The organism is Vibrio anguillarum (assembly GCF_001989995.2).
Classification (GTDB): domain Bacteria; phylum Pseudomonadota; class Gammaproteobacteria; order Enterobacterales; family Vibrionaceae; genus Vibrio; species Vibrio anguillarum.
Genome location: NZ_JAHGUP010000016.1, coordinates 37,950 through 53,621 on the forward strand (window position 1 = coordinate 37,950; position 15,672 = coordinate 53,621).

Annotated in this window: 16 protein-coding genes; 12 read left to right on the top strand and 4 right to left on the bottom strand. The window is 42.0% G+C overall.

Annotation, left to right across the window (positions count from 1 at the left end; all coding sequences use genetic code 11):
- Positions 1-179: 179 nt before the first annotated feature.
- Positions 180-1,124: a ribosome biogenesis GTPase YlqF gene (ylqF, locus tag PL85_RS03220; protein WP_064626687.1), complete on the bottom strand. Its 945-nt coding sequence runs from the start codon at positions 1,122-1,124 to the stop codon at positions 180-182.
- Positions 1,125-1,632: 508 nt separating this feature from the next.
- Here ylqF and PL85_RS03225 point away from each other — a divergent pair.
- Genes PL85_RS03225 through PL85_RS03235 form a run of 3 tightly spaced genes read left to right on the top strand, consistent with a single transcriptional unit; the run spans position 1,633 to position 5,227 of the window.
- On the top strand, positions 1,633-2,475 hold the full coding sequence (locus PL85_RS03225) for a DUF4123 domain-containing protein (RefSeq protein ID WP_115340068.1): 843 nt from the start codon (positions 1,633-1,635) through the stop codon (positions 2,473-2,475).
- Positions 2,476-2,477: 2 nt separating this feature from the next.
- Complete coding sequence (locus tag PL85_RS03230; RefSeq protein ID WP_115340069.1) at positions 2,478-4,514, top strand: lipase family protein; 2,037 nt, start codon at positions 2,478-2,480, stop codon at positions 4,512-4,514.
- On the top strand, positions 4,511-5,227 hold the full coding sequence (locus PL85_RS03235; protein WP_115340070.1) for a hypothetical protein: 717 nt from the start codon (positions 4,511-4,513) through the stop codon (positions 5,225-5,227). The genes PL85_RS03230 and PL85_RS03235 overlap by 4 nt, the downstream gene beginning before the upstream one ends.
- Here the strand turns inward: PL85_RS03235 and PL85_RS03240 are convergent, their stop codons facing one another.
- Positions 5,228-5,572 (bottom strand): helix-turn-helix domain-containing protein, encoded by a 345-nt coding sequence (locus tag PL85_RS03240; RefSeq protein WP_026027796.1) that lies wholly within the window; start codon positions 5,570-5,572, stop codon positions 5,228-5,230. It lies immediately after the preceding gene.
- Positions 5,573-6,246: 674 nt separating this feature from the next.
- On the opposite strand from PL85_RS03240, the gene srlA (PL85_RS03245) reads away from it, so the two are divergent.
- The 9 genes from srlA (PL85_RS03245) to PL85_RS03285 all read left to right on the top strand — a co-directional run bounded on the left by srlA (PL85_RS03245) (position 6,247) and on the right by PL85_RS03285 (position 12,416).
- Complete coding sequence (gene srlA / locus PL85_RS03245) at positions 6,247-6,795, top strand: PTS glucitol/sorbitol transporter subunit IIC (protein ID WP_038148604.1); 549 nt, start codon at positions 6,247-6,249, stop codon at positions 6,793-6,795.
- Between the two features lie 13 nt (positions 6,796-6,808).
- Entirely contained in the window at positions 6,809-7,804 is a 996-nt protein-coding gene (gene srlE, locus PL85_RS03250; protein ID WP_115340072.1) for a PTS glucitol/sorbitol transporter subunit IIB, read from the top strand.
- 12 nt (positions 7,805-7,816) lie between these two features.
- Positions 7,817-8,179 (top strand): PTS glucitol/sorbitol transporter subunit IIA, encoded by a 363-nt coding sequence (locus PL85_RS03255; protein WP_013868507.1) that lies wholly within the window; start codon positions 7,817-7,819, stop codon positions 8,177-8,179.
- Between the two features lie 58 nt (positions 8,180-8,237).
- Positions 8,238-9,017 carry a sorbitol-6-phosphate dehydrogenase gene (gene srlD, locus PL85_RS03260; RefSeq protein ID WP_115340073.1) on the top strand — a complete coding sequence of 260 codons (780 nt, stop codon included), beginning with the start codon at positions 8,238-8,240 and terminating at the stop codon, positions 9,015-9,017.
- Between the two features lie 95 nt (positions 9,018-9,112).
- Positions 9,113-9,469 (top strand): transcriptional regulator GutM, encoded by a 357-nt coding sequence (locus PL85_RS03265; protein WP_013868509.1) that lies wholly within the window; start codon positions 9,113-9,115, stop codon positions 9,467-9,469.
- Between the two features lie 82 nt (positions 9,470-9,551).
- Positions 9,552-10,328 (top strand): glucitol operon DNA-binding transcriptional repressor SrlR, encoded by a 777-nt coding sequence (srlR, locus tag PL85_RS03270; protein ID WP_013868510.1) that lies wholly within the window; start codon positions 9,552-9,554, stop codon positions 10,326-10,328.
- Between the two features lie 193 nt (positions 10,329-10,521).
- A complete protein-coding gene (gene srlA, locus PL85_RS03275) occupies positions 10,522-11,085 on the top strand; it encodes a PTS glucitol/sorbitol transporter subunit IIC (protein WP_115340074.1) in 564 nt (187 codons plus the stop codon).
- Positions 11,082-12,053 carry a PTS glucitol/sorbitol transporter subunit IIB gene (srlE, locus tag PL85_RS03280; protein ID WP_094131810.1) on the top strand — a complete coding sequence of 324 codons (972 nt, stop codon included), beginning with the start codon at positions 11,082-11,084 and terminating at the stop codon, positions 12,051-12,053. The genes srlA (PL85_RS03275) and srlE (PL85_RS03280) overlap by 4 nt, the downstream gene beginning before the upstream one ends.
- A gap of 6 nt (positions 12,054-12,059) precedes the next feature.
- Complete coding sequence (locus tag PL85_RS03285) at positions 12,060-12,416, top strand: PTS glucitol/sorbitol transporter subunit IIA (RefSeq protein WP_013868513.1); 357 nt, start codon at positions 12,060-12,062, stop codon at positions 12,414-12,416.
- A gap of 104 nt (positions 12,417-12,520) precedes the next feature.
- Here PL85_RS03285 and PL85_RS03290 read toward each other — a convergent pair whose 3' ends face one another.
- Both PL85_RS03290 and PL85_RS03295 read right to left on the bottom strand, forming a co-directional pair.
- Positions 12,521-14,494, bottom strand: a complete 1,974-nt coding sequence (locus PL85_RS03290) for an alpha-amylase family glycosyl hydrolase (RefSeq protein ID WP_115340075.1) — start codon at positions 14,492-14,494, stop codon at positions 12,521-12,523.
- A 40-nt stretch (positions 14,495-14,534) separates the two neighbouring features.
- Positions 14,535-15,662: an ABC transporter ATP-binding protein gene (locus PL85_RS03295; RefSeq protein ID WP_115340076.1), complete on the bottom strand. Its 1,128-nt coding sequence runs from the start codon at positions 15,660-15,662 to the stop codon at positions 14,535-14,537.
- Positions 15,663-15,672: the final 10 nt, after the last annotated feature.

The window sequence follows — 15,672 nt, forward strand, 5'->3', positions numbered from 1 at the left end:
AAGGTTCCTTCATGCTATAGAAGTAGCGCATAAAAAACCTGTATTGATTTGTCATGATAATGTCAGCTAGAAATAGCAAACAGCATGCAGTTGTCTGTTCTGATGAAAAGGGCGATCATTGACCGCCCTGATGGTAATAGTAGAAATGAGGTGTAGCGTAGAAGGGATCCGAGAGGAATTTAGCGCTTATTACGCAAATAACGTTTACGACGCTCTACTTTTTTGGCTGCTTTTTCCTCGGCTTCTCTAGCCGTTCGTTCTTCCACTTCCACTAACTCTTTGGTGATCATTTCAGGGCGTTCAAGAGTAATTTGGCCGAGAATACCTTGGCGCAATTCATGCAGTAGGATCTCCGAAGCTTTGTGCAGATCAATACGGCCACCGGGGCGCAGAGCACCACGTTTGCGGCCAATTTCTTCCATCCATTCCACATCAGATTGAGGTAGCTCATCGATTTGATAACGCTCTTGCAAACGCTCAGGATAAGCTTGCGCTAAATACTCAACAGTATAAAAGGCTACATCCTCATATTCCATTGCAGTATCTTTTACTGCCCCCGTTGCGGCTAGGCGAAAACCACTGTGCGGGTTTTCCACTTTAGGCCATAAAATTCCCGGAGTATCGGACAGCACAATGCCATTTTGCAAATTGATACGTTGTTGGCGGCGAGTAACGGCGGGTTGGTTACCTGTTTGAGCCACAGCGCGACCGGCTAACGTATTGATGATGGTTGATTTACCGACGTTCGGGATACCCATGATCATGGTGCGAATATTTTTCCCCACTTCTTCACGATGTGGTGCCAACTTACGGCAAAGCTCCATGATTTTATGCACTTCTTGAGGGTTAGACGTGGTTACCGCCATTGCTTTCACCCCTTGTTCTTTCTCAAAATGGTCGATCCACAATTGCGTCATTTCAGGGTCTGCTAGGTCACGTTTATTGAGTACCTTCACACACGGTTTATTACCACGCAAATGGGAGATAAGTGGATTCTCGCTGCTAAACGGGATACGAGCGTCCAACACTTCGATAATCACATCAACTTGCGGAATGACCTCTTCGATCTCCTTACGTGCTTTATGCATGTGTCCCGGAAACCATTGAATTGTGTTGTTAACCATTTGAAAACTGCCTTTTAATGTAAAAATTCTGCTGGTGGAGGAAGAGAGTTTTTATTGATGTTTATGAGAATCATCAACAAGGTTTACTGATAACCACCGCAGTTTTAGATGTGATGATGTTAACATTTAATTGGCGAGGCTGGAATCTAAGCTGTGCGGTGAACTTTACGTGTTCTGTCAATGATGAGATGGCTTAGGATTGACGACGCTTGTGCAGTTACATCTCTTGTCGGTGAGAGAGCACTGAACCGAGCAAAAATTCGGTCAGATCGTGCTTGGTTAAGCAAGTTTTTGCCCAGCGGAGCAATTTATTGCTCAAGTAGTCAAAAGCAAAAGTTAACCTATTGAAATATAATAATTTAACACTGGCATTGCTTTTGCTTAGTGAGTCATTACATTATGCGATGCGATTCACGAAAAAGGACCAAACCATGCCAGCCGCTCTTCGAACCATTTCTTACCAAGCGTTATTAAACGCAGAGCAAGCCCATATGCCAGCCGTAAGATTATGCTCTACGCAGGGGAAACCGTCATGATCCTGTCTTGGTTTCAACAGCAGCAAAACCATCGCTATTGGTTAGTTGATCGCAAGCTTCATAAGCAGGCCTTACAGCAAAATGGGGGCTTTGGATTTGAAGAAGCCGTGCCTCTGTTTTATGGTGCAATGTTTACTGAGGTGATGGCACTCTCACCATGGTTAATCCCTGTGTCTGAATCGGTATTGTCGCTCCCTGAAGCGTTACTTGAACAGGGTATTGGGCTGTCAAGCCATGCCGTGGGCGATGAAGTGTTGCAGCATCTTCGCAGTTTATTAATTGCCGGATTAGAAGGCGAGGAAGTGATGTTTCGCTTTTACGATAGGTCGGTCATTATTGCTATGTTAGCGCGAATGGACCAATCAGAAGTGAACCAGTTTTCGGGTAATATCAATCAATTGGCTGCATTAGATAATGGTGGCCAAGGCCACTTAGTCACGTTTGACAACACCTCGCACGCGCCATTTAATGCTCAGCAAGGCTCTTGGTGGGTAATAAAAGCGCATCATCTTGATAAACAAGAGAACTTACCTTTGTTAAAAGCTAACCTTGAATCTTGGTTATGGCAGCATTTCCCCAAGGCAATGGACCAGCACTTAACCCAAGGGCGTGATATCGCTTCCATGCTCACACCGTTTCTCTCTGCTGCTGAACAAACCTTAACGTATCGTGTGATGAGCGCGGCCATCGCGGCGATCATGGGCAACGAATACTTGGCTCAGCCTAGCATGATAGAACTGATCAAAGACAATCAAAATGAAGAGATTAAATACGCTCTGCATGCCTTAAGTCGCCAATTACAACATGAGGGATAATCATGGATTCATTTAACCATTGCGTGCAGTGCAACCCCGAGAAAAACTGGTTGGAACTGGAGTTCATGAGTGAAAACGATGAACCGATTGATGGCCTTGCCGTCACCATTACGAACAAAATTACCTCCAACACACACACGCAAACCACCAGCGCTGGTAAAGTATTATTTGCAAATATTGCCGCAGGTGAATGGCGCGCTTCCGTCAGCCAAGCCTCTTTGTTAAGCGAAGTCGAAAAGTACGCCAGCCGTAAAGAAGGGCAAGAGTCGCCAGTGAAAATCCGTGCATCGGCAGAGCTGGATGCTGCTGAGAAAAACCCGAAACGGTATCACAGCACTACCATCGGTGATTTTTGGGATGAAGCCCCGCAAGATGAGTTTTTACAAGAGCATCATAAAGGGATAGATACCAATACCTCTGCGGAAAAAGCAGGGTTCAGCCTTAGCCACAACCAAAGTTACGTTTTTGAAATCAAAGCACTGCGCAGTTATATGCCAGTAATTATTGATACCGATGAATTTAGTTTGGTGAATAGTTATACCTTTGCGTTGTTGTCACAGCTGGCTTATGCGAGTGATGAATTTGGTATTCCTGATGGTGAAAATCCAAGCTTAGAAGATGGAGGAATTGATTTCATTATCAAGCAGCTAAAGCAAGGTAATAGACCTCAATATTGTGCATCATCGAAAGAGACTTGGCTGTTACGAGAGATACCCTATTCTAAGCATCTGGAATATAAATTTTATAACGATAAGCTTATTGGTTGTGAAGGATATATTTTAAGTAATAGTGATATAGCTATTATTGGAGTACGTGGAACCCAAACATATTTCGGAAATGAAGAAATTGTTAAATTAGCCGATAAAAACACCACAAAACCTGTTAAAATGTTAAATCCTGTAGCCTTTAGAATAATTGAAGGTCTTGATGGAACCCGAGCCTTTTTACAGTCTCCAGGTTATCAAGATGTCATGTCTGATTTAGATGCATCTCAAATAGCAATACCCGAACTAGATAATGCCTATCTACATAAAGGTTTTTATCAATATGCAAAAGGACTATGGATTCCATTATCTGATGATATCCTTAAGTACCACTCAGATAAGAAATTCTACATTTGTGGTCATAGTTTAGGTGGTGCAGGCGCTCTGATTATCTCAGCTCTAATACAAAAAAACTATAGATCAAATAATTTAAAACTATTTACATATGGTATGCCAAGGACTGGCACTCATTCCTTTGTTGCTAAATTTAATAATATTGTCCACTATCGTCATGTTAATAACCATGATTTGGTACCACAAGTTCCATTTAAATGGATGAATACAAATTCTAAAAAAGAAAGCAATGTTCCTCTACCATTGGAAATATTAAAAGGTACGTCTCCTTTACTCTATGTGGCCGATTCATTGTTTAATAGAGTTACTGATGACGACAATGATAACTATCACCATCATGGCAATTTGGTTCAACTATTAACCTATAGTATTGAAAAACACCAACCAAAAAAGGTAAAGCAAGTGTTGCTTACGCCTTACCAAACACATATTAAAAGCATGACGTTTGCGATTGATAAGCAAGATGACTCATTTATTTTAGCTGACTCACTGCGCAAAGAACATGTTGATATTAATGGTTATGCTAGCACCATTATCGATTCAGGGTTAGATCATATGATGTCAGAATATATACCAAACTTAAAAGCACAGCTTAATATATTATTGAACGATTATTTATCTAACACATATAAAGAAGCAAGTGACGAGTTAGAGTATACGGAAGCTCATCTTACAAAGGCTTATCACCAGATTTCACATGAACTTGCTGCTAGTCTGAGTATTCCATATCATGTTGGAGAAGCGAAAAGACTCAATTTAAGACTGGAGCAAGGTATTACGAATACAATTATTTTAAACTTGCAACGGACGAAGAAAGAACTAAATTCGTTAATAAATAATCCTTCACAATTGTCAAGGGAATCATTATTGTTTGGTGATAAAAATGATATAAGTACCACTATCAAGGAACAGTTACAATGAAGACTGGATTTAAAGTTATCTTTGCAGTTATTGGGTTTTTCATAGTTATGTTTTACGTGGTTTATCCGCTAGCGGAATGGTATGAAAGTCGTCAGCCACCGTTTGGATCCTCTTCAGAAGATCAATATATTGTGATTCGAGGGAAAAAACCGATAGATGCAGATATAACCGCTTATGGTACATTTTTTGGCGGTGGTGAAACATGTAAATCATTTTCTTGGAGTGCCTCGGATGGTAAGAAAAGGAAAGGTGGAAAAGCAGATATATTATTTGAACATAACTTTTCGGAAAGTAATGATAGCTATGAGATAAGGCTTCCTTTTCATAATTTTATCTCTTCTGGTTGTGATATGAAATTACACCAAATAGAAGTCGAAGCAAAAAATGATTTTGACCAAGTTGGCTTTGCTAAATTGCGTCTTTATAAGACTAATAAAAATAACGAAAAGCCTTTATCATTTAGTACTTTTATCGAGGCAAAAAATTGTGAGCCATATTACTCTGAAAAGTTCAATCGATGGACAAATGGCTTTGGTTGTTATTACTACATTGATGGTAAGAAAAAAAGCCAAGATCAAGAATTCAACGCCTACACCGTCTACTACGATTTCTCGAAATTTAATAACGACACTGTGATTCATTACGATATTTTAGCCGGTGAGAATTACCGCTCTGAGCCGTTAGTGCAAGAACAAGTCGCTGTAGAGCAATAATTAGGCATAATGAATGTATTCAATGATCACTTGATTACCTTCTATAGAAACATGCTGGATATCACCATCAACACTTATTCGGTTTTTTAAACAGATCGCTTTTACCTCGCTGGTGGCGGTCTGTTTCAAACTCGGTAGTACCCTGTGAGGCTCAATATGTAGATGACGACAGAATTGACTGATAAACGTCATCGATAAAGAGCTATCCCCTCGTAAAAGATGTGAGAACTCAAGTTGAGTAAGGTTAAGTCGCTTAGCCATCTCCATCTGAGTCAAATGCATTTTAGCCTTTTGTGACATCCATACATTGTATAAGGCTTGGCGATCCTCTTCGCTAAACACCATAGCCCATCCTCTTTTTGTTATCACCTTTATTGGTGGTGTGCAGAGTGACAAAAACGAGTTGAGGTAGTGTCAATGAGAGGTTAAGGCCAGTTTAAATTTTTAATCAATTTCCCTACCAAAACTCTTTCCTGCTCTCGGGTTCTTCCTATTTGATATCGAGCCACCGTATCAAAAAATGTAAAGCGTGATTCAGTAGCGCTTACAGCCTGCTTTATGGGCTTTTATACTGAAAGCAGGTTTGTAATATTCCTGTTGTTTCTTTTGGTTTAAAAATTAGTGCGTGGCTCTGATTAAACTGCTTTAAGGATTGTCTGTAGTTATTTTAATCATGATACTGATGAGTCGTGGCTTTTTTACGGTCAGACAATACCTGTCGAATGCGGCCTAATAAAAGCTTGTTTTATTTAATATGCATTAAATACATGCAGTTATGTTTGGCTTGGGTTTTGAGGTTATTGATTTGTAGTGTTTAAAGTAGCTCAGGAATGGGTGATGCCTTTTGGTTGTTAATTCGTTTTCATCTCTTGTTATTTCGTTGTTGTTGTTTTCGTTATGAAAATTATTTCGTGATCATCGTCATTAAAATGAAAGCCAATTCTTTTAATTTGAAATGCAAAGTGGAAGTATAAATACGTACTTTGACACTAAGCCAATAACAACAATGAGGTTTGATTATGGAATGGATAATTCACGGAGCGGAATGGTTTATCGGACTATTTCAAAAAGGAGGAGAGGTGTTTACGGGGATGGTAACCGGTATTCTACCTTTACTAATTGCACTGCTGGTGGCGATGAATGCGCTTATCCGATTGGTGGGTCAAGAACGAGTGGAGAAACTGGCACAGAGTAGTGCTGGCAACCCAATCTCTCGCTATTTGATATTGCCAGTTATCGGCACCTTCATTTTCTGTAACCCGATGACATTGAGTCTCGGTCGTTTTTTACCTGAACGTTATAAACCTTCCTATTACGCGGCGGCTTCATATAGCTGTCACTCGATGAATGGTTTATTTCCGCACATTAACCCTGGTGAGTTGTTTGTCTATCTAGGTATCGCTAGTGGCCTGACAACGCTCGGTCTGCCGCTTGGACCTCTTGCGGTTAGCTATTTGTTGGTTGGTATGGTGACGAATTTCTTCCGTGGGTGGGTCACTGACTTCACTACAACTATGGTTGAACGTCAACAGGGTGTTCAGTTAGAGCGTCAGGTTCACGTAGGTTAATGGGGCAATAAAAATGACGAAAGTATTACGTATACAGAAAGGTAGTGGCGGTTGGGGTGGCCCATTGGAGTTGCCGATCGAAGCTGATAAAAAGGTGTTTTACATTACGGGTGGTACTCGCCCTGCGATTGTCGACCGTATTGTTGAGCTTACCGGTTATGAAGCGGTTGATGGTTTCAAAACTAGTGTGTCCGATGAAGAAATTGGTGTTGCGGTCATCGACTGTGGTGGAACATTGCGCTGCGGTTTGTATCCCAAAAAACGGATACCGACAGTTAATATTCACGCTACGGGTAAAAGTGGACCATTGGCTGAATTCATCACTGAAGATATTTATGTATCGGGTGTGCGTGAGCGTGACATTCAACTAGTAGGCAGCGAGGGGGGAGCAATGCAACCACCACCACTAAGAGATGAACTCTCGAACGAGAATCTGGCGACAAACAAATACGATACGAGTAAAAAACTAACTCAGCAAAGTGACAGCTTGTTGGCTCGGATCGGCATTGGGATGGGTTCGGTGATGGCGATTTTCTACCAAGCTGGGCGTGAAGCCATTGACACCATTTTGAAAACGATTTTGCCTTTTATGGCATTCGTCTCCATGCTGATTGGGGTGATCATTGCCTCTGGTTTGGGCGATGTGATCGCGCATGTATTGACGCCTTTGGCGCAAAACCCACTAGGGTTAGTAACGCTCGCGTTGATCTGCTCGTTCCCGTTGCTTTCTCCATTCCTTGGCCCCGGTGCGGTTATCGCTCAAGTTATTGGTGTATTAGTCGGCACCCAAATTGGTCTTGGCAATATACCACCACATCTCGCGTTGCCCGCTTTATTTGCCATCAATGCTCAAGCGGCTTGTGATTTCATCCCAGTTGGGTTGGGTATGGCAGAAGCTAAGCCGAGAACCGTTGAAATAGGTGTTCCTTCGGTACTGTATTCACGCTTCCTTACTGGTGCACCTACCGTTCTACTGGCTTGGTTTGTGTCTCTATTTATCTATCAATAGGAGGGGAGAGCAATGTCGCCACTATATCAAGTCAAGATCGAGAGCATTGGTGAGTTTGCCAATAGTGCGTTGGAAGACGATATGATGATCATCTTCAGTAATATTGCCCCAAAAGATGCGGCAGAGTATTGCTTCATCCACTCGCATGACGCACTCAAGGGGAATATCAAACCCGGTGGTGTGATGCAATTGGGAAGGTATCAGTATCCGATTACAGCGGTTGGTGAGGTGGTCAATCAAAACCTTGCAGAACTTGGGCACATTACCATACGGTTTGATGCCTTAGTTGAAGCTGAATATCCGGGTTGTCTTCATGTCAATGGTGAACGACCTCAGCAAGTGCGCTGCGGTGATGAAATTGTCTTTTTAAATTAATAGTCAGTATGGGTGCTCTATGCCTACGATGGGGCACCCTCTAAGTAAGGTGTAAGTTATGAGTAAAGTTGCGTTAGTGGTTGGTGGTGGTCAGACTCTAGGTGAATTTCTGTGCTTAGGTTTGGCTAATGAAGGTTACCGAGTTGCGGTCGCCGATTTAAATGGTTGCAGTGCTGAAAAGGTGGCTAATAGAATTAATCAAGAATACGGCCAGGCTACAGCACTGGGTGTGGAGGTAGATGCCACCAAAGAGCAAAGTGTAGTGAATATGGTTAGGCAAATAGATGAATTTTTTGGACGGATTGATCTGCTGGTTTACAGCGCTGGCGTAGCTCAGGCTGGCAAGATTGACGTTTTTCCACTGACTGCTTGGCAGCTATCGATTGACGTAAACCTAACGGGGTATTTCCTCTGTGCACGAGAAGTATCAAAAGTAATGATTCGTGAACAACGTGGTGGGCGCATTATTCAGATCAACTCAAAGTCGGGTAAAGTGGGTTCAAAGCATAACAGTGGTTACTCAGCGGCCAAATTTGGTGGGGTTGGCCTGACTCAGTCACTTGCGTTAGATTTAGCGGAACACAAAATCACGGTGCATTCTTTGATGTTGGGTAACTTGTTGAAAAGCCCTATGTTCCAATCACTGCTACCTCAGTATGCGAAAAAATTGGGTGTACCGGAATCAGAGGTTGAACAGATTTATATCGATAAAGTACCACTTAAGGCAGGATGTGAATATCAGGATGTTCTTAATGTACTGAAGTTTTACGCCAGCGATGAAGCCGCCTATTGTACTGGTCAATCGATCAATATCACGGGTGGTCAGGTAATGTTCTAATCCATCCCCCATGGATTAAGCCCTATGCTCCTAGAATAAGGGCAGCTTATATTGGGCAGGCGTTATGCTTGCCCCTTTTTGACAAGAGGTATGAGATGGACTCAACAACTGTACTTATTTATTTTGCTGCAGGAGCTTGGATGATACAGATCGTCTTAGGTTATTTGCAGATTCGATCTTTTAATCGGATGCTTCAATCTATGACTCACAAAGGGAAAGTCAAGATAGGCCGCACCCAAAGCCGATGGAAACCGCGTACCGTACTGGTGTTGGTTGAAGATGAAGATCAGCATGTTGTAGATGCCCAAGTGATGAAGGGTATTTCTGTATTTGCTAGACCAAAGACCCTAGATCAACTCATTGGTCAATCACTACCTATCCCTGAATCACTCATATTTCAACTGGATTCTAATGTTCAAGAAGCGTTAAACGTCGCAATTTCTAGGCAGTAATGAAAGAATGTTCCCCCTTTTCCTTTTAAGTTGAAAGGGAACTGTTATAAACTGCTATCAGTTTAATAATGAAGTTGATGCTATGAATTTAGATAACAGAAGAGCGCAGTTGCTGGATTATCTGCGTGTTAATGGGAAAACGTCAGTGAACGATCTGGCGGATACCTTTGAAACATCAGGAGCGACAATACGCAGTGATTTACGTTCGTTAGAGGAAGAAGGGCTTGTTATTCGCCGTTACGGAGCAGCTGAAGCTTGTATCGCTAATAGCGTCATTTTGGAAGACCGTTCGATGGATGAAAAGCAGACGGTGAACCTTGAACGTAAATGCTTAATCGCTAAAGCCGCTTCACAACTGGTCAAGGACGGGGATTCGATCATTCTGGACTGTGGCAGTACCACACTGCAGATGGTGCCGCATTTTGAACAGGTGATGTCACTGACATTGATGACGAACAGTATCCACATCGTCAACGCGGTAGCGAATTTGGATGCGGAACATACTGTATTGGTTCCGGGCGGAACGTATCGTCGAAAATCAGCGTCTTTCCATGGCACGCTGGCAGAGCAAGCATTTAAACAGTTTTCTTTCGATAAACTCTTTATTGGTGCTGATGGTTTTGACCTTGCGCAGGGAACAACAACCTACAACGAAGCGTATCAAGTCAGCCAGGCGATGTGCCAAGCAGCCAATCAGATCATTGTCGTGACCGATTCAAGTAAGTTTGGCCGTCGTAGCCCTAACGTGGTGGTTCCGCTAGATAAAATCGATATAGTTGTCACAGATAACCTTATCGCAGCAGAGGATCGGACGTATTTGGAAGAGAAAGGTATCCAAGTGATCACCGTTGGCTCCTAAGTCACTCCATAAACCCCATTTATGAAAGGAGGCCAGTTGGCTTTCTTTTTTATTTTGTCGTCTATTTCAATTTTTTACTTTTAAAATAAAAGTTATCGGTGATTGAATTCACGCTTTTCTCTTTTGCCTCTTTTTCAATATATCAATAACGGAAACACTCCCACTATCCCCACATAATTTAAGAGCCGAAGGTATGGATTGGATAATCGAGGGAGCGGAATGGTTTATTGGTCTTTTTGAGAAAGGCGGTGAAGTGTTTAGCGAAATGGTGACACAAGTACTTCCAGTGCTGATCTGTTTATTAGTTGCCATGAATGCGCTGATCCGTTTTATTGGCCAACAGCGCATAGAAGTGTTAGCTCAGAAAAGTGCGTCTAATCCTATATCTCGCTATTTGCTCTTGCCGACAGTAGGAACCTTTGTTTTTTGTAATCCCATGGTGCTCAGCCTAGGGCGTTTCTTACCTGAAAAGTACAAACCTTCTTATTATGCCTCTGCCTCCTACAGTTGCCACACCATGAATGGTATGTTCCCTCATGTAAATCCTAGTGAATTGTTTATTTATCTAGGCATTGCCGCTGGGATCACTCAACAGGGCTTATCGCTCGGTCCTCTCGCTATTTCCTATTTACTGGTCGGCTTAGTGACCAACTTTTTACGCGGTTGGGTAACCGATATGACGACTATGTTTGTGGCTAGACAACAAGGTGTAGTATTCAGCGATAAAGTCGATCTTAACGTGGTTGAGGAAAAGTGATGACGGTATTGAAAGTAAACCGAGGCCAGGGTGGATGGGGTGGCCCGCTATTCATTCCGGTTGAGGTTGACAAGAAGATCATCTATATCACAGCAGGGACTCGTCCCCATTTTATTGATGAGATGGTGGCGTTGACGGGCATGCAAGCGGTTAACGGCTTTGAACATTTCGTTCCCGATGAACGAGTCGCTTGTGTAGTGATTGACTGTGGTGGCACATTGCGTTGTGGGCTTTATCCCAAAAAAGGTATTCCGACATTAAATATCCATGCTACAGGTCAAAGTGGCCCTTTGGCACAATATATTCAGGAAGATATTTATGCATCTGGCATACACAGTGGTTGTTTTTCCTTGGTAGACGATCACAAAACCACGTTTTGTGAACCAAGCCTATCTCAGCCCCAATCCATTGACACGACCAAGAAGCTTAGCCAACAAACAGATAGCTTACTGGCTAAAGTGGGGATCGGTATGGGCTCGGTGATGGCGACCTTTAATCAGGCTGGACGTGAAACCATTGATACCGTACTTAAAACCATTCTGCCTTTTATGGCGTTTGTTTCAATGTTGATTGGGGTTATTCTCGCGTCTGGGTTAGGTGATTTAATTGCTCATACTTTGGAGCCATTAGCAGGGAACCCGATCGGTTTACTGACGATTGCCTTGATCTGTTCATTTCCGTTTCTGTCACCCTTTCTTGGACCAGGTGCGGTGATTGCGCAAGTGATCGGTGTACTTATCGGGACTCAGATCGGTATGGGAAATATCCCACCGCACTTAGCATTACCCGCTTTGTTTGCCATAAATGCTCAAGCTGCTTGTGATTTCATCCCTGTAGGGCTTGGCCTTGCAGACGCTAAGCCCGAAACGGTACAGGTCGGTGTGCCTTCGGTACTTTACTCTCGTTTTCTTACAGGTGCGCCAACGGTGCTGATTGCTTGGCTTATCTCATTCTTCATTTATCAGTGAGGGCATATGCTTCAGTATCAAACGACGATTTTGTCCGCTGGCGATTATGCTAAAGACTCACTGCATGATGATATGGTGATTTTATTCGGCCCGAGCGCCCCTGATGCGGTGAAGGAATATTGCTTCATACACTCTGGATCTTCGTTGTATGGATTGATTGACCACAACACCACTTTATTAATTGGGGATCTCGGTTTTGTTGTGACGGCAGTCGGCAGTGTGGCGAACCAAAATCTTGCGGAGCTTGGGCATGTAACACTTAAATTTGACGGTCAGCGAATCCCAGAATTGCCGGGTACCATCCATTTACTCGGTCCTAAATTAGAAGTGCTTCAACATGGTGATGTGCTGATGTTTGGTTAAAATGGTGGAATGTGGCTTGATTGTGATTAGGCATATCTAAGAAAAAAGGCTCCTGTTTTAAAAGGAACCAAATAGCTGGTGTTAGCTATGGAGAAAAGAAGCGGTTAGAAAGATCCACTAGTTGTTTGAGTATTTAAGCTATTAAATTGGTTATTGCCTCCCGATTGCCATTCGACTAGATTTGTTGAGATAGATTCATGGCGTTTAACACATTTCCATTCAATAGCCTCTCCTGCCGGTACTGCAATATCGGCGCTCCAAGTTGGATATAAATTAGGTGAAAGCTTGACTGCTTTTGTTAGATCCCAGTTTCCTAGCTGTGTCACATTGCCAATGGCATAAACACTTTGTCCTGTAATTGTATATCCTTGATTACAGGAAAAAGAGATGGTACTCAGTCTTGGTTCTTCGGCACCCTCACTATTGTGCAAAACGATAGCTTCATTTTGATTTAGATGGAGTGTTGCTTTTCCTTCGTTAACGGCAATTGTTTCGTTGTTAAGTAAGTTGAGGTGGGATCCATCACCAATCGCTAAGTTATTCACTACTATGGTTGTTGCTGGACCACGGTTTAGTGCAACGGTAACAGTATCTGAACCATCTTGCCGTTCATATACCAGTATGTCGTCATTTTTCCAGCGTTGTATGTAACTTCCTTTTTGTATCGCTGTGCTATTTTTTCTGAGTGATGTTAGTGCTTGGATGATCTTAAATGCCTCGGTATCCTCATCAAAACTTGGCATTTTTTCTCGGTTGTAAGGATCACTTCCTACTTGTCCGAAATCATTTGTCGTAAAGTTAGCTGCATAGTGTTCAGTTCCGTAGTAAATGGCGGGTATCCCACGTACTGTCATTGTGATAACTAGTCCTAGGTTGAGACGTTGTTTGGCAAACTCTTCATTTTGATTGCCACCAGCTTCATTATTACCAGGGCCAAATGTCGATGCATTTGACCTTAGAGCGGTGGATATTCTGGCCATATCATGGTTATCCATGAAAACAACTTGCCAATCATCACTACTGAAGACAGTTTTCCTTTTTTCTAAGTAGCCATTTAATGTTTCCATGTTATTTCCGGGACGGTTAGTTAGTACCCTTTCTAAGGTGTCTCTAAAGCCGAAATCAAGTAAAGCTGAACCAGAAGAGTTGGCGTAGTCAATGGCATACCCATCAATACCAGTCGTGATGCTTGCACTTGCTCCGAACCATTCACCAAAGAAATAAAATCCTTCACGACCTAATGCTTTACTGTAATTATAAATGTCCGTAGTCCAACGTTGGATAAAAGTTTTATCCATATGTTTTATAGCATCAATACGTATTGCATCAGCTCCAGCATCAATCCAAAATTTAGCACCGTCTAAAAGATACTGATAAACATCGGGATTGGTTTGGTTAAAATCAGATAAGTTGAATAGGTTATAATTACGGACTTGATACCAATTATTCCAGTCAGTAACACCTCCGTTATGGTTATACCAGTTAGTACCCGCCGCAACATCGGTATTATAATCAGTGATCAATTGTCCATCTAGGTAGAGTGCTCCGTATTCGTTTTCATCATTGCCATTTGAGTGATTAGGAGCATAGTCTAGAACTAATTTCATGTTGTATTCAGGAGAATGCATTTTAGTCGTGAGTTCTTTGAAATCTTCGATACTGCCTAAATGCTCATCTACGCGGAAAAAATCTTTTCCCCAATAACCGTGATAACCTGCACCACCATTAGCATCTGTATTGTCAGCATTATCGACTGGTGGTGTAATCCAAATGGCAGTAATTCCTAACGATTTGAGGTAGGGCAATTTATTAATTAAGCCTTTAATATCACCACCGATATATTTTTTAAGATTGTTAGGGTTATAAGTTTCTGCATTTTTACCAGTATTATTATTTGGATCACCATCGCTGAAACGGTCTAAAAATACAAAGTAAATTGTTTCTTTACGAAAATCGAGGTATGTATTTTCTCCGGATTGAATAGTTGGTTCCGCGGCTAGTAATATTTGGCTATTCAATAATCCATTAAGTGCAATAACACTGAGTACTGCCGTACACAGTATGGTGTTTTTTTTCATTGGAGATCCCTTCATTTTTGTGAATATTAACCAGTAATTATTACTGGCTATTGGTCAAACTTTGTTCACTGTAGAAATCAAAAATATGGCAAAATGTGGTATTGAGGTTAAAACGCATTGTTTTGCCAATATGAGCAGTTGTAATGGTTTGATCGTTGACTCTTGCTATCAACTCCTTACCTGCCACAGTAAAATAGAGATATTTTTCGTTCCCCATATTTTCAACAACCGTCAATGTGCCTTCAACGGTATTGATAGTGTCGTGTTCTGCTGCTAAATGAATATGCTCAGGGCGAATGCCAAAACAGACAGGTTTATTGATATATTGTTGTAAGGCGATTTGCTTCTCATGTGGAATAAACATGCGAACATTGGCGGCAATGTCTATATAAAGCTGTTCGTTTTCTGAGCGAATCACAGTGTCGACTAAATTCATGGCAGGTGATCCAATGAAACTGGCCACAAACTTGTTGGCTGGATAATTATAAAGATTGGCTGGCGTATCAACTTGCATAATCCGGCCCTGGTTTAATACGCAAATTCTATCACCTAACGTCAAGGCTTCAGTTTGATCGTGAGTGACATAGATCATCGTTGCGGGTGTGCCTTCTTCTTTGAGTGATTGATGCAATTGGGCAATTTTCACACGCATTGAAACCCGAAGCTTTGCGTCCAAATTGGATAGTGGTTCGTCAAAAAGAAAAACATCAGGCTTGCGAACGATTGCCCTCCCTACTGCTACTCGTTGGCGTTGTCCACCCGACATTTCTTTGGGTTTACGATAGAGCAATTCGGTAATTTCTAATTTTTCTGCCGCTTCTTCTACTCTTTGTTTAATTTCATCTTTAGGCCTTTTTTGCATTTTTAATCCAAAGGCCATATTGTCAAAAACTGTTTTATGAGGGTATAGGGCGTAATTTTGAAACACCATAGCGATACCACGTTCTTTAGGGGGTAAATCGTTAACAATTTGGTTACCGATACGAATCTCCCCACCGCTAATCCCTTCTAACCCGGCAATCATTCTGAGTGTGGTTGACTTTGCGCAGCCTGATGGTCCAACAAACACCATGAATTCGCCATCATGGATATCTAGATCAATTCCGTGAACGGCTTTAAAGCCGTTCTCATACTCTTTTTCTATTTTTCGTAAGCTAACAGTAGCCATGAATTTCTCC